Here is a 15,392-nt window from a genome sequence, read left to right as displayed (position 1 = left end):
TTGATCACGCCTGATCAGGACACAAGCATCGGACGCCCGAGCATGCGCGACAGCACCGCCTCGGGCGAATGGGTGTGGTCGGAGATCGCCTGCGGTTCGAGGTAGATGGTCTGCTCCATCATCGCGCGCCCGCGCATGGCGGCGTGCAGCAGCTGGTCGCTGAACACGATCCAGGTCGAGCCCGGCGGGAAGTGGAATTCCTGCTGCGGCACATTGGCCTGGTAGTCCAGGTCGGCCTTGGCCAGGTCATGCAGCTGCAGCATGCGGTGGTCGTATTCCGAGCGCGTGCGCTTGGTGATATGCAGCAGCTTCATCAGCGCTGCCTGCCCCGGCCACAAGCTGTGCGTCTTGGGCACGAACTTCTGCGCAAAGTCGGCGAACGGCTCGCCCACGCGCCACACCCGCGGCGCGGCCGGGTCGATGTTGTGGAATACGCGCAGCAGGCGCTTGCCCAGCATCGGGTTGGACGGGAAGGAATCGACGTGCAGCCGGGTGTCGTCCTTGCGCCAGCTGACCGGGCGGCCGGCGATCTCGCTCGGGCGCAGCGAGGTGCCGGCGCGCGTCATGTGCGGCACGTACTCGGGGAAGAGCGTACTCACCAGCGCCTCGCTGCTGTCGGCGTAGCGGCGAATCAGCTTGTACAGGTCCGCCAGGTCCTGCTGGCTGCCCTGGGCGCCGCGCACCGCGGTGTCGTCGGCGCGCAGGTTGATGTTCTTGGACTTGCCGTCGGAATAGCGGCTGTCGAGAAAGCGCTCTTCGCCCGGCTCGAAGCGGAAATTCAGGTTCGGGAAGTACAGCACGGCGCCCTGCTCCAGCTCGCGGCGCAGCGTGGCACGCTCCTCGGCCGTGACCTGTGGCGCCCAGTCGGTGTAAGGCTGCGGGCGGATCAGGTTGAGCGTGCCGGCGGCAGCCGGGCGGCTCGGCGATGTGGCAGTGGCAAGGACAGGCGCTTCAGACATGGCATCCTCTGGGAACGGTCACCAGCAAGGGGATCGGCCGCCTGCGGCGGCGGGTCGGGAATGGCTGGATTTTACTCCCTGCGGCCCGCAGTGGCGGCGGCGCCACACATGGAGCCGACCGGGATCAAACCCACATGAAAAAACCCCGCGGGCCCTGGCGGGCCGGCGGGGCTTGCAGTGAAGGCGGGTACGGCTTACAGACCGGCCGCGGCGCGCAGGGCAGCCGCCTTGTCGGTGGCTTCCCACGAGAATTCCGGCTCTTCGCGGCCGAAGTGGCCGTAGGCAGCGGTCTTCTCGTAGATCGGGCGCAGCAGGTCCAGCATCTGCACGATGCCCTTCGGGCGCAGGTCGAAGTGTTCCTGCACCAGCTCGGCGATCTTGGCGTCGGGGATCTTGCCGGTGCCTTCGGTGTAGACCGTCACGTTGATCGGGCGGGCCACGCCGATGGCGTAGCTGACCTGCACCTGGCACTGGCGCGCCAGGCCCGAGGCCACCACGTTCTTGGCCACGTAGCGCGCGGCATAGGCGGCCGAGCGGTCGACCTTGGACGGGTCCTTGCCCGAGAACGCGCCACCGCCGTGCGGCGAAGCGCCGCCGTAGGTATCGACGATGATCTTGCGGCCGGTCAGGCCGCAATCGCCCTGCGGGCCGCCGATGACGAAGCGCCCGGTCGGGTTCACCAGGTACTTGGTTTCCTTCAGCATCTCGGCCGGCAGCACCGCCTTGATGATCTCCTCGATCACCGCTTCACGGATCTGGGCCTGGGTGATGTCCGGCGAATGCTGGGTCGACAGCACCACGGTATCCACGCTGTGCGGCTTGCCGTCGACATAGCGCACCGTGACCTGCGACTTGGCGTCCGGGCGCAGCCAGGGCAGGCGGCCGTCGCGGCGCAGCAGCGACTGGCGCTCGACCAGGCGGTGGGCGTAGTAGATCGGGAACGGCATCAGTTCCGGGGTCTCGTCGCAGGCGTAGCCGAACATCAGGCCCTGGTCGCCGGCACCCTGGTTCAGGTAGTCATCGGAGGCGCGGTCAACGCCCTGGGCGATGTCGGGCGATTGCTTGTCATAGGCGACCAGCACTGCGCAGCCCTTGTAGTCGATCCCGTACTCGGTATTGTCGTAGCCGATGCGCTTGATCGTGTCGCGCGCGATCTGGATGTAGTCGACGTTGGCGGTCGTGGTGATTTCCCCCGCCAGCACCACCAGACCGGTGTTGCAAAGCGTCTCGGCCGCCACACGCGCATACTTGTCCTGCGCCAGGATGGCGTCGAGGACGGCGTCGGAAATCTGGTCGGCGACCTTATCGGGATGGCCTTCGGAGACGGATTCCGAAGTAAAAAGGAAGTCGTTTGCCACGAACTTATTCTCCAGGTTGGCTATTGCGTGCCAGCCCGTTCGGTCCATGGCGGCGACGCTTTAGCGGTATTTCAAGCAGCCCGGTTAGAGCCGCATCGCCCCGCAAGTTGTCAGTTAACTCGGCGATACACGCTATTATACGCGCCTGCCGGGCTCTTGCAGCGCACCAACGGGACCAAAGCAACACTTCGCCGCTGGCCCCCGTGCTGGTCTCCCGATGACGGCACGCTGCGCGCGGAACTGAACACCGCAATCGAAAAAATCGCCTGTTTCCCGTCTGTTCCCCGGCGCAGACCTGGCACAGGCTTCCTTTTCGCGCCTGATGACCTTTCTTTTCTGGCTGATCTCCCGCCTTCCCCTACGCCTGCTGCAAGCCGTGGGCGGCGCACTCGGGCTTCTGGCGGGGCGCCTGCCCGGCCGCTACCGCCAGCGCCTCAGAGAAAACTTCCGCCTGGCGTTTCCGGACGCCACCGACGCGATGATCGACGAAGCCGCCCGCTCGGCGGGGCGCATGATCGTCGAGATGCCCTACTTCTGGAGTCGCCGCAAGATCGGCGCGAAGCTGTACGGCTTTGACGACGACATGTGGCCGGCCTTGGAGGCGCTGCAAGCGCGCGGCAAAGGCCTCATCATCCTGACGCCGCACCTGGGCTGCTTTGAAGTGCTGCCGCAGTCCCACGCATTGCTGCGCCCGGTCACCGCGTTGTTCAAGCCGCCGCACCAGCCCTGGCTGCGCGACTGGATCGAAAAGATGCGCACCCGCCCGAACCTGCATATGGCGCCGGCCACGCCGCGCGGGGTGCGCATGCTGGTCAAGGCCCTCAAGCGCGGCCAGGCGGTGGGCATCCTGCCCGACCAGGTGCCGACCGGCGGCGAGGGTCACTGGGCGCCATTCTTCGGCAAGCCGGCCTACACCATGGCGCTGGTGCACCGGATGCAACAGCTGACCCAGGCGCCGGTGGTGGCGGTGTTCGCCGAGCGGCTGCCGCGCGGCGCCGGCTACCGCGGCCATTTCCGCGTGCTCAACGACGGCGGCCTGCTGCCCGAGGATCCGACCCAGGCCGCCGCCGTGATCAACCGCAATATCGAGCAACTGGTGGCCATGGCGCCCACGCAGTACCTGTGGGGCTACAACCGCTACAAGCATCCGGCCGGGGCCGAACTGCCGCCTGACCCCACCACCAGCACCGCGACCAAGACGACCACTGATCCATCCCTTTCATGAGCCGCGTGTTCACCTGGCTCGGCATCGGCCTGCTGACGGTGCTGGGCAAACTGCCATATCCACTCGTTGCCCGCTTTGGCGAAGCGCTGGGCAGCCTGCTGTACGTGGTCCCGAGCAGCCGCCGGCGCGTGGTGCAGGCCAACCTGCGCCTGTGCTTCCCGGACAAGACCGAGGCCGAGATCGACGCGCTGTCGCGCGAAGGCTTTCGCATCCTGTTCCGCAGCTTTGCCGAGCGCGGCATCTTCTGGACCGGCAACGAGGCGCAGATGCGCCGCTGGGTGCAGATCGACGACCAGGCCGACCTGGTAGCGCTGGACGGCACTCCCCATATCCTGGTGACGCTACACCTGTCGGGCGTGGAGGCCGGCGCGATACGGCTGACCATCCACCTGCGCGAGCACGTGGGGCGCTCCGGCGCATCGCTCTATACCAAGCAGAAGAACGCCCTGTTCGACGGCTTCCTGAAGCACGCGCGCGGGCGCTTCGGCGCCAACATGATTGCGCGCAATGACAGCGCGCGCGACATCCTGCGCTGCCTGAAGAAGGGCGAGGCGCTGCAGTTGATCGCCGACATGGACTTCGGCGAGCGCGATTCGGAGTTCGTGCCGTTCTTCGGCGTGCAGGCGCTGACGCTGACCTCGGTGTCGCGGCTGGCACGGCTGACCGGGGCCAGGGTGGTGCCGATCTATACCGAGATGCTGCCCGACTACCAGGGCTACGTGCTGCGCATCCTGCCGGCCTGGCAAGACTACCCCGGCGAAAGCGTCACCGACGACACGCGCCGCATGAACACCTTCTTCGAGGACTGCATCCGCCCGCGCGTGCCCGAGTACTACTGGGTGCATAAGCGCTTCAAGCACCGCCTGCCGGGCGAGCCCGAGATCTACTGAGCGCCGGCACGCCCTGCGCCCCACGACTACAATCCCCCTCATGAAACTCCAGTTCACCAAGATGCATGGCGCCGGCAACGACTTTGTCGTGCTCGACGGCATCGGCCAGCAGATCGACCTGACCCCCGCGCAGTGGCGCGCGCTCGCCAGCCGGCACTTCGGCGTGGGCGCCGACCAGATGCTGGTGGTCGAGAAACCCTCGCGCGCGGATGTCGACTTCCGCTACCGCATCTTTAATGCCGACGGCAGCGAGGTCGAGCACTGCGGCAACGGCGCGCGCTGCTTCGTGCGCTTTGTCGCCGACAAGGGTATGACCGACAAGCGCTCGGTGCGCGTGGAGGTGATGAACGGCGTGATTACGCTGACGCTGCAGGACGACGGCCAGGTCACGGTCGACATGGGTGCGCCCGAGCTGGAACCGGCGCGCGTGCCGTTCCGTGCCGAAGGCCTGCCGACCCGCAGCCAAGGCGCCGACACGCTCTACGGCCTGGAAGTCAACGGCCGCACCGAATGGATCTCGGCCGTGTCGATGGGCAATCCGCACGCGGTGCAGGCGGTGGACGACGTGGAGAACTTCCCGGTGCTGCAGGACGGCCCGGTGTTGGAATACCACTCCGCCTTCCCCAACCGCGTCAACGCCGGCTTCATGCAGGTGGAAGACCGCCACACCATCCGGCTGCGCGTCTACGAGCGCGGCGCCGGCGAGACGCTGGCCTGCGGCACCGGCGCCTGCGCGGCGGTGGTGGCCGGCATCCGGCGCGGGCTGCTGGACTCGCCGGTGCGGGTGCACACCCACGGCGGCGAACTGACCATCGCCTGGGATGGCGGTTCGGAGCCGGTGCGCATGACCGGTCCGGCGACCACCGTGTTCGAAGGCAGCATTGACCTGGCAGCCCTGCCGGCCTGACCATAGGGGCTGCGCGCCCCTTTCCGTCCTCTCTTCCGCCTTACCGCCGACGGCAGCCGGCGGCGCGCCCAGTCCTTTTGATCTTGCAGGTCAGACCGATGGAGCGCCCCATGCCGCTGGACGATTTCCGAATTACTTCAGGCAAGCGATTCCGCCTTGCTGACTTCGACCCGGGCAGCAAGCCGCTCTCGTGCGGCAAGAAAGAGGAAGATCTCGCCCGCATCATCGAACTGAGCAACGCGCTCGACGCGCAGCAGGACATCTTCTATGCCGAGCACCGCCGCAAGCTGCTGGTGGTGCTGCAGGGCATGGACACCAGCGGCAAGGACGGCACCGTGCGCGGCGTGTTCCGCAGCTTCGATCCGCTGGGCATCCGCGTGGTGGGCTTCAAGGCCCCGTCGCCGGAAGAACTGGCGCGCGACTACCTGTGGCGCATCCACCTGCAAGTGCCCAAGGCGGGCGAAATCGTGGTGTTCAACCGCAGCCATTACGAAGACGTGCTGATCACGCGCGTGCACGGCTGGATCGACAATGCCGAATGCGAGCGCCGCTTCCGCCAGATCCGCGCGTTTGAGGCCATGCTGACCGAGACCGGTACCACCATCGTCAAGTGCTTCCTGCATATTTCGCGCGACGAGCAGAAGGCGCGGTTGGAGGCTCGCCTGGCGGATCCGGAGAAGCACTGGAAGTTCGATACCACCGACCTGGCCGAGCGCAAGCGCTGGAAGGCCTACATGGACGCCTACGAGGCGGCGATCCTGGCGACCAGCACGCCCGAATGCCCATGGTACGTGGTGCCGGCCGACTCCAAGACTCACCGCAACCTGATGGTGGCGGAAATCCTGACACAGGTGTTCGCAGAACTGAAACCCGCCTATCCGCCGCCGCGGCCCGAACTGGCGCAGGTGAAGGTCGAGTAGCGCGGCCGGCGCCGGCGCGGCTCAGCCGCCGTTGCCGCGGTGCACGTCGTGGGTGACGAAGGGATGCTCGCGGCTGGGCATGGCCAGCCATTGCGGGTGGCGCAGCGTCTGGCGGATATCGTCCAGCCCGCTGGTCCAGTGCTCATGCATGGTCAGCGAGCCGAACTGGTAATCCTTGGCCATGTTCTCGAACGACTTGTCGCGGTAGATCAGCTGGATCACGTTGCGGCGCGCGTCGCAGGCCTGCTCGGCGGCGCGCCGGTACCACGCGTTGTCGCGCTTTGCCTGCGGCACCAGCGCCATCACTTCATTGAGCATGCGGCGCATGTTCTGCTGCTCGCGCATGTAGTCCGTAATGGCGCGCGTGCGGCTGGAATAGCGGATGTCCTTCTCGCGCTCGGCCACGTCAATCAGGTCGTGCGGCAGCTTGCCGCGCGCGCTCCACAAGTCGACCTGGAAGATCAGCGCGTCGCGCCGCGGCTGCGCGGTCAGCACCTCGGCCAGCGGTGTGTTGGAGACCAGGCCGCCGTCCCAGTAGTACTCGCCATCGATTTCCACCGCCGGGAAGCCTGGTGGCAGCGCGCCCGAAGCCATGAAATGCTCGGGGCGGAGTTTGTCGCGGGTGTTGTCGAAATAGGCGAAATTGCCGGTGCGCACATTGACCGCGCCCACCGAAACACGCATCAGGTCGGGGCGGTGGTTGATCAGGTCGAAGTCGGCAAAGCGCTCCAGCGTCGCCTTCAGCGGCGTAGTGTCGTAGAAGCTGGCGCGGGTTGGCTCGGCATAGCGCGACAACAGCTCCGGCCAGCTGCGCGGCTGGAAGAAGCCGCGCTGGCCTTCGAACATCGCGCGCGCGGCGTGCAGGCCGTCGAACCAGATGCGCAGCGGCTCCGGCCAGGTTTCTGCATGATCGATCAGCCAGGTATGCGACAGGCTCGGCAGCCACGGCTGCGCGCAGATGTGCTCCCAGAAGGCGCACAGCTGCTCGACCCGGCGCTCCGGCGGATTGCCGGCGATCACCGCGGCATTGAGCGCGCCGATGGAGATGCCGGCGACCCAGTTCGGGTAGATGCCGCCCTCGGCCAGTCCCTGGTACACGCCGGCCTGGTAGGCGCCCAGCGCCCCGCCACCCTGCAGCACCAGCGCGCGCACGGCATAGGCTTCATGCGCGGGACGGTCCGGGGCCTTGGCGGCCTGGCGCACCGGCTTGCGCGGGCGCACTTGGGCGCCGCGCTCGGCGAGGGAATCGGCCTGGTTGCCGTTTTCAGCCTGGGCGGATGGCGTTGCCGCCTGCCCTGCCTTTTCTTGTTGCTCTTGCCGTTCCTGCCGCTCTTTTGCCGCCACGCCGCGCTCCCTGCCAGTTAGAAAGTCCGCCTGCCCCGCTATCCGATGATGGGACGCTGCTGTCAGCGCCCACCGCCATCAACGGCTTCAGACGCCGTAGCGCTGACGGTAGGCCGCCACCGCCTCGCGCGAGGCGGACAGCGCCGGATCCTGCGACGCATCGAGGTAGGCCAGCAAGTCCTTCAGGCTGGCGATCGCGATCACCGGGATGCCGAATTCACGCTGCACGTCCTGCACGGCGGAATGCGTGCCGACCTGCTCGGCGGTGCCGCTCTTCTCCATGCGGTCCAGCGCGATCAGCACCGCGGCGGGCTCGGCACCGGCGGCCCGGATCATGTTGACGGACTCGCGCACCGAGGTGCCGGCCGAAATCACGTCGTCGACGATGACGACCTTGCCCTGCAGCTTCGCGCCCACCAGCGTGCCGCCTTCGCCATGGTCCTTGGCTTCCTTGCGGTTGTAGGCGAAGCCGACGTCACGTCCCATGCCCGCCAGCGCCACTGCGGTGGCCGACGCCAGCGTGATGCCCTTGTAGGCCGGCCCGAACAGCACGTCGAACTGCACGCCCGAGCCCAGCAGGGTTTTCGCATAGAATTGCGCCACCTGGCCGAGCATCGCGCCCTGGTTGAACAGGCCGGCGTTGAAGAAGTACGGCGACTTGCGGCCAGCCTTGGTGACGAACTCGCCAAACGACAGCACGCCGGCATCGAGCGCAAAGCGGATAAAGGTCTGGCTGAGGTCGGCGCCCTCTTGCGTGCTTGCAGGCGTGTTCTGCGTCATCATTTCTCTCTGAATTCAAAATTTCCCGAGATGTTACGGATTATCAGCGCCAACCTCAACGGCATCCGCTCCGCGTCCAAGAAGGGCTTTTTCGACTGGATGGGCAAGCAGGACGCGGACATGGTCTGCGTGCAGGAACTGAAGGCGCAGGCCGCCGACATGACCGAAGCGTTCCTTGCGCCACATGGCTACCACGGTTATTTCCACTACGCCGAGAAGAAGGGCTACAGCGGCGTGGGCCTATATACGCGCCACAAGCCTGAGCGTGTGGTCACCGGCTTCGGCAATACGGAATTCGACAGCGAAGGCCGCTATGTCGAAGTGCAGTATCCGCACCTGGCGGTGATATCGGTGTACGTGCCGTCCGGCTCCAGCAGCGAGGAGCGCCAGCAGGCCAAGTTCCGCTTCATGGAATCGTTCCTGCCACACCTGCTGCAACTGAAGGCGAGCGGGCGCGAGATCGTGCTGTGCGGCGACGTCAACATCGCGCACAAGGAAATCGATATCAAGAACTGGAAGGGCAACCTGAAGAACTCAGGCTTCCTGCCGGAAGAGCGTGCATGGATCGGCGAGCTGTTCGACACCCACGGCTATGTCGACGTGTTCCGCAGGCTGGATCCGCGCCCGGACCAGTACACGTGGTGGAGCAACCGCGGGCAGGCCTATGCCAAGAACGTGGGGTGGCGCATCGACTATCACCTGGCCACGCCGAAGCTCGCCGAGACCGCGCATATCTGCTCGATCTACAAGGACGAAAAGTTCAGCGATCACGCGCCGCTGTCGATCGATTACGACTATCCGCTCTGAGCGGTTGCCATCAAGCCGCCCGGACTTCTTCAAGCAGCTCCGGGTGGCGGTCGAGCAGCTTCAGCAGCTTGACCAGCGCCAGCGGCGGCTTGGTCTTGCCGGTTTCATAGCGCGAGAACGCGTTGACGCCGCCGCCAAAGATCTCGGCGGCTTCGCGCTGGTCGAGGCGGAGCTTCTTGCGCACGCCGGTGATGTAGGCCGGATCGACGAACGCGGCATTCACCTGGCGGCTGAACGCGTTCATCAGTTTCATCACCCGGTCGCTTTCCTGCCAGTCGGTCACGGACTCACCGCAGGCCGGGCAGGACTGTCCGCGCACTTTTTCCAGCACGGTGGTTTCGCCGCGATAGGTGTAAGGGATGTCGCGGACATCGGCCAGCAGTTCGGCCGCGCCGCATTCGGGGCATTTCACTGCACAGCTCCTTTCATCGCGCCTTGAACGACACGACCAGCAGGCCTTCGGTCACCGTCAGCTTCAGGTACGCGTAACCGGACGGTAGACGTCCTGCCAGACGGTGTGGTCGGCGTAAGTGGGCCGGACGCAGCGCGCCGATTACCTCGGCCAGCCCTGCCATGTCCAGCCCCAGCGCCACGGCCCCATCGCGGGCGGTTCGCGTGACCGTGACCCGCCGTGCTGCCAGAAGCTCCCGCACCCGCCACAGCGAGTAATGCGCCGTCCCCTTCTCCATGCAAATTAACCTACTTGGTTATATTCTGCAAGCGCCGAACTGTGCCAGATCGCAATATTCCAACCGGTGCAAACCCTGCGACCCGCCCCCATCCCCGCTACAATGCAGGGTCCCCACCGGGTCCGGCAGGGGACATTTCGCATATCCCGCGCATATCCCGCATTTCATTGAGCGAGTCCGCCATGGTTTTCAAAGTGTTCGTCGATGGTCAGGAAGGCACCACCGGTCTCCGGCTGCTTGACTATCTTTCCGGTCGTCCCGACGTGGAACTGCTGCGCATTGCCGATGACAAGCGCAAGGACCCGGCCGAGCGAGCACGCTTCCTGAACGCCGCCGACGTTGCCTTCCTGTGCCTGCCCGACGTGGCCTCGCGCGAGGCGGTGTCGCTGGTGACCAACCCGAATACCTGCGTGATCGACGCCAGCACGGCGTTCCGCACCTCCGACAACTGGGCCTACGGCCTGCCCGAACTGGTGCGCGGCCAGCGCGAGAAGATCCGCGCCAGCAAGCGCATCGCGGTGCCGGGCTGCCACGCCAGCGCCTTCGTGATGGCGGTGCGCCCGCTGGTGGATGCCGGCGTGCTGCCGCCGGACTACCCGGTGTCGGCGTTCTCCCTGACCGGCTACAGCGGCGGCGGCAAGAAGATGATTGCCGACTTCGAAGCCGGCGGTAACCCGAAGCTGCACAGCCCGCGCCCCTACGCGCTCGCGCTGCAGCACAAGCACCTGCCCGAGATGCGCGTGCAGGGCGGCCTGTCGCAGGACCCGATCTTCAACCCGATCGTCGGCAACTTCCTCAAGGGCCTGGCGGTGACGGTGCCGGTCTTCGGCGAGCGCCTGGCGCGCAAGGTAAGCCCGGAGCAGATCGTCGAGATCTACCGCAAGCACTATGAGGGCGAGCAGTTCGTGCGCGTGCTGCCGTACAACAGCGAAGAGAACCTCGACGACGGCTTCTTCGACGTGCAGGCCAACAACGACACCAACCGTGTCGACCTGTTCGTGTTCGGCACGCCCAAGCGCCTGAACCTGGTTGCCCGCCTGGACAACCTGGGCAAGGGCGCGGCCGGTGCGGCGGTGCAGTGCATGAACGTGCATGTGGGCGCCGATGAGGCCACGGGTCTGAGCGCCTGAAGCGGCGGCAACCCTGAACGAGAAAAGCCGGCAATGCCGGCTTTTTTCTTTTGCAGCGGAATGCGCCTCAGCGCTTCAGCGGCTTCTGCCGGTCGTCGTCGCCGCTGTCCACTGGCGCATCGCCCAGGCCCGCCATATTGGCGCGGTACGGCGGCAGCTTGTCCACCGTCGAGTTGATCGCGCGCGCGTAGAGCGGGAGCACCTCGGGCAGGTGCTTTTCCAGGTCGGCGATGCGGCTGCGCCCGGAAGGGTGCGTGGACAGGAACTCGGCGCCGGACTGCGACACCTTGCCCATTTTCTGCCACAGCGTGATCGCTGCGCGCGGGTCGAAGCCTGCCCGCGCGGCAACATCCATGCCGATCAGGTCCGCTTCGGATTCATCCGCGCGCGAGAAGCGCAGCGTCAGCAGGTGCGCGCCGGTGCCCAGCGCCATATTGCCCAGGTTGCCGAAGCCGAACAGCTGGGAAATCACGTTGGCGCCCAGGTTGGTGATCTCGGACTTGGCGGCGCGCTCGCGCGCGTGCTCCTGCAGCGCGTGGGCGATCTCGTGGCCCATCACCATCGCGACCTCGTCGTCGGTGAGCTTGAGCTGGTCGAGCAGCCCGGTATAGACGGCGATCTTGCCGCCGGGCATGCAAAAGGCATTGACCTGCTTGGAGCCGATCAGGTTGACCTCCCACTGCCACTGGCGCGCGCGCTCGTTCCAGCGCACGGTATGCGGCAGCAGCCGCTTGCCGATGGCGCGCAGGCGGATCAGCTGCGGGTTGTTGTCGGCGGCCAGTGCATGCTTGGCGATGGCCTCCTGCTTGAGCTGTTCGTACTCCTGCGTGGCCTGCTGCTCGATGGCCTCGGCCGGCACGATGTTGCGCACCGCCGAGCCGCCGCGGTTGAGCCGGATGCCGTCGGCATCGCCTTCCTGCGCCGGCGCGGGCTGGCTCCAGGCCGTGGGCAACGCCACCGCGGCCAGCGCCAGCGCGCGGGCCAGCCGGGTACGGGCGGGACGCTGAACACCTTGCAAGCGGCGGAGCATGTGCGGTTCCTCGGGCGCAGTCAGGAAGCGGAAAAGCCCGCCGCGCAGTGCCGCATGTGGCGGCGAGGCGGACGGGTGATGCAATAATACACGGCGCCCGCGCAGCCGCGCGGCGCCACACGCCTGCCCCGTTCATGACTTTCCAATCGTATCTCGACATCTTCCGCAACCGCCGCATTGGCGCCATGCTGGCGCTGGGCTTCGCCTCCGGGCTGCCGCTGGCGCTGACTTCCGGCACCTTGCAGGCGTGGATGACGGTCGAGGGGCTGGATATCAAGACCATCGGCTTCTTCTCGCTGGTCGGGCAGGCCTATATCTTCAAGTTCCTGTGGGCGCCGCTGATGGACCGCTACACGCCGCCGCTGATGGGGCGCCGGCGCGGCTGGCTGCTGGTGACGCAGGTGGGCCTGGTGCTGGGCATTGCCGCCATGGCCTTCTGCCCGCCGCGCGAGGCGTTGTGGACACTGGCGGCGTTGGCCACGCTGGTGGCCTTCCTGTCGGCCTCGCAGGACATCGTCTTCGACGCCTACAGCACCGACGTGCTGCGCCCCGCCGAGCGCGGCGCCGGTGCGGCGGTCAAGGTGCTGGGCTACCGGCTGGCGATGCTGGTCTCGGGCGGCCTGGCGCTGTGGCTGGCCGACCGCGTGCTCGGCTGGCAGCAGACCTACCTGCTGATGGCGGCGCTGATGGGCGTGGGTATCGTCACCCTGCTGTGGGCCCCCGAACCGGACGTGCCGGCGCGCGCGCCGCGCACGCTGGAAGAGGCCATACTCGGCCCGCTGCGCGACTTCTTTGCGCGCCCGGGCGCATGGTGGCTGCTGCTGCTGATCGTGCTGTACAAGCTCGGCGACGCCTTTGCCGGCAGCCTGTCGACCACCTTCCTGATCCGCGGCGTGGGCTTCTCGGCGGGCGAGGTCGGCATCGTCAACAAGACCCTCGGGCTGGCCGCCACCATCATCGGCGCGCTGTTCGGCGGCACGCTGATGGTGCGGCTGGGGCTGTACCGCTCGCTGATGCTGTTCGGCATGCTGCAGGCGGTGTCGAACCTGGGCTACTGGATCCTGGCGGTGACGCCGGCGCACCTGTGGACCATGGGCGCGACCATCGCCGTGGAGAACCTGTGCGGCGGCATGGGCACGGCGGCCTTCGTGGCGCTGCTGATGACGCTGTGCAACCGCTCGTTCTCGGCGACGCAGTACGCGCTGCTGTCGGCATTGGCTTCGGTGGGCCGGGTCTATGTGGGCCCCACCTCCGGCTATATGGTCGAGGCCTGGGGCTGGGCGCCGTTCTACCTCGGCACGGTGGCGGTGGCGCTGCCGGGCGTGATGCTGCTCTGGGTCATGCGCAACACCGTGCACCGCTACGAGGCCCAGGCGCGCGAAGCGATCGCCTGAGCCTTATTCCTTGTAGTAGACGATCTGGTGCGAACTGGCGATCAGCTCGCCGGCCGGGCTCCACAGCTGCGCGCGCTGGTCGAAGAAGCCCTGGCGGAACACCTGCGCCTGCGCGCTGGCCAGCACGTGGCTGTCGCCCAGCGCCGCCAGCGTCTGCGCATCGGCATGGAAATAGGTGGTCATCGACACCGTGCCGGCCGGCACGAAGCCCGCGCGCTTGAGGAAGATGCGCGGGTAGAAGCTGTCCGCCCACGCCGCCACCGCGGCGAAGTCTGGCGTGCGTGCCGGCGCATCGCGCAACCAGAACTGCGTCAGGCTGTCCGGGTGCTCGGTGCCGGGCTCGGCGGTCGGCTTGGCGCCGCGCACCGGGCGCATGTCGTAGGATTTGAGCCAGCGCACCGGCGCAAACCCGCCCATGGCCGGCAGCGTGTCGGCGGCCGGGACCTCCGGCATCACCGCCTCGCCGCAGTCCCAGGTCTCGCGGCGCACGGCAAACATGGCGGTGGCGGTGGTGGCCACACCATCGCCCTGGCGCAGTTCCAGGGTCCAGTGCTGAGTCGAGCGGTTGGTGCGCACCGGGCGCGCCTCGATCTCGAACGGTCCTTCGGCGATCGGTCCGGCAAAGTTGACGGTCAGCGAAACCGGGTCGCCCAGCCGCTGCGGATGGTCCAGCGCCGCCTGCAGCAGCGTGGCGGCGGTGATGCCGCCGAACGGACCGATCATGTTCCAGTACGCCGGCGTGGTGCGGCCGAGGAAACGGTGCTCGCCGGCGGCCTCCAGCGCAATCGCATCGTCAAAGGAATGGAGCGCAGCAGGAGCGGCGGCAGTCTGGGGAGCGATAGCTGACATGGCGATGGGGGCGAATAGCACGATCGTTCGATGAGCTGCCTACACTAGCCGTAGTCAGACATTTGGTCAACACGATCATGCATCAGGCGCCCGTCCAGCGTCCTCGGGGTGCCGCATCAGCCCTCCGCCCGCCGCCGCAGCGGCAGGCTCCAGCCCAACTGGTTGGCGATCACGCCCAGCAGCACCAGCGCCATGCCGGCGACCTGCAGCGGGCCCAGCACCACGTCGAACACCAGCACGTCGATCACGATCGCCACCAGCGGGTAGATGAAGGACAGCGTCGCGATCGACACCACGTTGAGCCGCTGGAAGGCGCCATACAGCAGTGTGTACATCACGCCGGTATGGACCAGCCCCAGCGCCAGCAGCGCGGCCCAGGTGCCAGCGTCGTAGCTGCCTGCCGCGGGATGGGCCAGCGGCGCCAGCATCATCACGCCCAGCACCATCTGCAGCCCGGCGATCTGGCCAGGAGGGATCGCCTGCAGCCGGCGCGTGGCCAGGGTCGTCACCGCGTACAGCAGCGCGGCCAGCAGGCCCAGGCCGATGCCGGCCAGCATCGCCGCGCCGGTGGCGCCGTGCTCGAGCCCGGTGATCAGCATTACACCGGCAAAGGCCAGCACCAGCCACGGCAGCCGCGCGAACGGGAACGGCTCGCGCTGGACCACCGAGGTCAGCAACAGCAGGAAGAACGGCTGGGTGTGATAGACCACGGTGGCAATGGCGATGCCGCTGTACGCGTACGCCGAGAACAGCGCCAGCCAGTTGAGCACCAGCGTGACACCGCCCAGCACCAGCCAGCCGAGCTGCGCGCGGGTCATCCGCACCCAGCCGCGCTGCAGCGTCAGCACGCCCAGCAGCGCCGCGCCGCCGAACAGGCAGCGGAAGAACACCACATCGAGCGGCGCCTGGCCGCTGGTGACCACGAACCAGCCGATGGTGCCGGACAGCAGCATGGCCGCGACCATGCGCCAGGCGCCGCCTGGCAAGGGTTGTTGGGAGGGCATGAGGGACTCCGCTCAGAGTGATGGCCGCATTGTTCCACCATGCAATCCGCTCAACAATCCCGTCTCAGCTCAATTAGTATTTGATCTGAAGTCAAAGAATGAGGAC

Annotated in this window: 16 protein-coding genes; 7 read left to right on the top strand and 9 right to left on the bottom strand. The window is 67.0% G+C overall.

The genetic code is table 11. From position 1 onward, the window contains the following. Window positions 1–14 precede the first annotated feature (14 nt). A complete protein-coding gene (locus ABNX08_RS00935; protein WP_022533289.1) occupies window positions 15–959 on the bottom strand; it encodes a Kdo hydroxylase family protein in 945 nt (314 codons plus the stop codon). Between the two features lie 194 nt (window positions 960–1,153). Next, window positions 1,154–2,317 carry a methionine adenosyltransferase gene (gene metK, locus ABNX08_RS00930; protein ID WP_022533288.1) on the bottom strand — a complete coding sequence of 388 codons (1,164 nt, stop codon included), beginning with the start codon at window positions 2,315–2,317 and terminating at the stop codon, window positions 1,154–1,156. A gap of 322 nt (window positions 2,318–2,639) precedes the next feature. Between metK and ABNX08_RS00925 the strand changes: the two genes are divergently transcribed. The 4 genes from ABNX08_RS00925 (at window position 2,640) to ABNX08_RS00910 (ending at window position 6,259) form a co-directional block, all read left to right on the top strand. Next, a complete protein-coding gene (locus ABNX08_RS00925) occupies window positions 2,640–3,542 on the top strand; it encodes a lysophospholipid acyltransferase family protein (RefSeq protein ID WP_022533287.1) in 903 nt (300 codons plus the stop codon). After that, window positions 3,539–4,432: a lipid A biosynthesis lauroyl acyltransferase gene (locus ABNX08_RS00920; RefSeq protein ID WP_022533286.1), complete on the top strand. Its 894-nt coding sequence runs from the start codon at window positions 3,539–3,541 to the stop codon at window positions 4,430–4,432. The genes ABNX08_RS00925 and ABNX08_RS00920 overlap by 4 nt, the downstream gene beginning before the upstream one ends. A gap of 40 nt (window positions 4,433–4,472) precedes the next feature. Then, the gene (gene dapF, locus ABNX08_RS00915) at window positions 4,473–5,339 is read left to right on the top strand and encodes a diaminopimelate epimerase (RefSeq protein WP_349604757.1); all 867 of its coding nucleotides are present in this window, start codon (window positions 4,473–4,475) and stop codon (window positions 5,337–5,339) included. Between the two features lie 110 nt (window positions 5,340–5,449). Beyond that, complete coding sequence (locus ABNX08_RS00910) at window positions 5,450–6,259, top strand: polyphosphate kinase 2 family protein (protein ID WP_022533284.1); 810 nt, start codon at window positions 5,450–5,452, stop codon at window positions 6,257–6,259. A 21-nt stretch (window positions 6,260–6,280) separates the two neighbouring features. Here the strand turns inward: ABNX08_RS00910 and ABNX08_RS00905 are convergent, their stop codons facing one another. Both ABNX08_RS00905 and pyrE read right to left on the bottom strand, forming a co-directional pair. After that, the gene (locus tag ABNX08_RS00905) at window positions 6,281–7,603 is read right to left on the bottom strand and encodes a patatin-like phospholipase family protein (RefSeq protein ID WP_022533283.1); all 1,323 of its coding nucleotides are present in this window, start codon (window positions 7,601–7,603) and stop codon (window positions 6,281–6,283) included. An 87-nt stretch (window positions 7,604–7,690) separates the two neighbouring features. Then, window positions 7,691–8,386, bottom strand: coding sequence for an orotate phosphoribosyltransferase (gene pyrE, locus ABNX08_RS00900; protein ID WP_349604759.1), 696 nt, complete (start codon window positions 8,384–8,386; stop codon window positions 7,691–7,693). Window positions 8,387–8,413: 27 nt separating this feature from the next. Between pyrE and ABNX08_RS00895 the strand changes: the two genes are divergently transcribed. Continuing rightward, the gene (locus ABNX08_RS00895; protein WP_022533281.1) at window positions 8,414–9,190 is read left to right on the top strand and encodes an exodeoxyribonuclease III; all 777 of its coding nucleotides are present in this window, start codon (window positions 8,414–8,416) and stop codon (window positions 9,188–9,190) included. Window positions 9,191–9,200: 10 nt separating this feature from the next. Here the strand turns inward: ABNX08_RS00895 and ABNX08_RS00890 are convergent, their stop codons facing one another. Both ABNX08_RS00890 and ABNX08_RS00885 read right to left on the bottom strand, forming a co-directional pair. Then, on the bottom strand, window positions 9,201–9,602 hold the full coding sequence (locus ABNX08_RS00890; RefSeq protein ID WP_022533280.1) for a type II TA system antitoxin MqsA family protein: 402 nt from the start codon (window positions 9,600–9,602) through the stop codon (window positions 9,201–9,203). 13 nt (window positions 9,603–9,615) lie between these two features. Further along, entirely contained in the window at window positions 9,616–9,879 is a 264-nt protein-coding gene (locus ABNX08_RS00885) for a type II toxin-antitoxin system MqsR family toxin (protein WP_374063637.1), read from the bottom strand. A gap of 182 nt (window positions 9,880–10,061) precedes the next feature. Here ABNX08_RS00885 and argC point away from each other — a divergent pair, with 182 nt between their 5' ends. Next, window positions 10,062–11,009, top strand: coding sequence for an N-acetyl-gamma-glutamyl-phosphate reductase (gene argC, locus ABNX08_RS00880; RefSeq protein WP_349604761.1), 948 nt, complete (start codon window positions 10,062–10,064; stop codon window positions 11,007–11,009). Window positions 11,010–11,076: 67 nt separating this feature from the next. Here argC and ABNX08_RS00875 read toward each other — a convergent pair whose 3' ends face one another. Further along, on the bottom strand, window positions 11,077–12,039 hold the full coding sequence (locus ABNX08_RS00875; protein WP_349604763.1) for a M48 family metallopeptidase: 963 nt from the start codon (window positions 12,037–12,039) through the stop codon (window positions 11,077–11,079). Between the two features lie 134 nt (window positions 12,040–12,173). Here ABNX08_RS00875 and ABNX08_RS00870 point away from each other — a divergent pair, with 134 nt between their 5' ends. Next, window positions 12,174–13,433, top strand: coding sequence for a muropeptide transporter (locus ABNX08_RS00870; protein ID WP_022533277.1), 1,260 nt, complete (start codon window positions 12,174–12,176; stop codon window positions 13,431–13,433). 3 nt (window positions 13,434–13,436) lie between these two features. Here the strand turns inward: ABNX08_RS00870 and ABNX08_RS00865 are convergent, their stop codons facing one another. Next, window positions 13,437–14,282 (bottom strand): thioesterase family protein, encoded by an 846-nt coding sequence (locus tag ABNX08_RS00865; RefSeq protein ID WP_051369836.1) that lies wholly within the window; start codon window positions 14,280–14,282, stop codon window positions 13,437–13,439. Window positions 14,283–14,398: 116 nt separating this feature from the next. Then, window positions 14,399–15,286, bottom strand: a complete 888-nt coding sequence (locus ABNX08_RS00860; RefSeq protein ID WP_022533275.1) for a DMT family transporter — start codon at window positions 15,284–15,286, stop codon at window positions 14,399–14,401. Between the last annotated feature and the right edge of the window lie 106 nt (window positions 15,287–15,392).

It is taken from the genome of Cupriavidus sp. DF5525, from assembly GCF_040149425.2.
In the GTDB taxonomy this organism is placed as follows: Bacteria; Pseudomonadota; Gammaproteobacteria; order Burkholderiales; family Burkholderiaceae; genus Cupriavidus; species Cupriavidus pickettii_A.
This window is presented reverse-complemented; position numbering and strand designations above follow the sequence as displayed.

Bases quoted from the DNA above. Each gene is read 5' to 3' on its own strand.
- ABNX08_RS00920 (WP_022533286.1), top strand. From the start codon at position 3,539: ATGAGCCGCGTGTTCACCTGGCTCGGCATCGGCCTGCTGACGGTGCTG.
- ABNX08_RS00925 (WP_022533287.1), top strand. From the start codon at position 2,640: ATGACCTTTCTTTTCTGGCTGATCTCCCGCCTTCCCCTACGCCTGCTG.
- ABNX08_RS00860 (WP_022533275.1), bottom strand. From the start codon at position 15,286: ATGCCCTCCCAACAACCCTTGCCAGGCGGCGCCTGGCGCATGGTCGCG.
- ABNX08_RS00885 (WP_374063637.1), bottom strand. From the start codon at position 9,879: ATGGAGAAGGGGACGGCGCATTACTCGCTGTGGCGGGTGCGGGAGCTT.
- ABNX08_RS00875 (WP_349604763.1), bottom strand. From the start codon at position 12,039: ATGCTCCGCCGCTTGCAAGGTGTTCAGCGTCCCGCCCGTACCCGGCTG.
- ABNX08_RS00865 (WP_051369836.1), bottom strand. From the start codon at position 14,282: ATGTCAGCTATCGCTCCCCAGACTGCCGCCGCTCCTGCTGCGCTCCAT.
- ABNX08_RS00910 (WP_022533284.1), top strand. From the start codon at position 5,450: ATGCCGCTGGACGATTTCCGAATTACTTCAGGCAAGCGATTCCGCCTT.
- ABNX08_RS00935 (WP_022533289.1), bottom strand. From the start codon at position 959: ATGTCTGAAGCGCCTGTCCTTGCCACTGCCACATCGCCGAGCCGCCCG.
- ABNX08_RS00895 (WP_022533281.1), top strand. From the start codon at position 8,414: ATGTTACGGATTATCAGCGCCAACCTCAACGGCATCCGCTCCGCGTCC.
- argC (WP_349604761.1), top strand. From the start codon at position 10,062: ATGGTTTTCAAAGTGTTCGTCGATGGTCAGGAAGGCACCACCGGTCTC.
- pyrE (WP_349604759.1), bottom strand. From the start codon at position 8,386: ATGATGACGCAGAACACGCCTGCAAGCACGCAAGAGGGCGCCGACCTC.
- dapF (WP_349604757.1), top strand. From the start codon at position 4,473: ATGAAACTCCAGTTCACCAAGATGCATGGCGCCGGCAACGACTTTGTC.
- ABNX08_RS00870 (WP_022533277.1), top strand. From the start codon at position 12,174: ATGACTTTCCAATCGTATCTCGACATCTTCCGCAACCGCCGCATTGGC.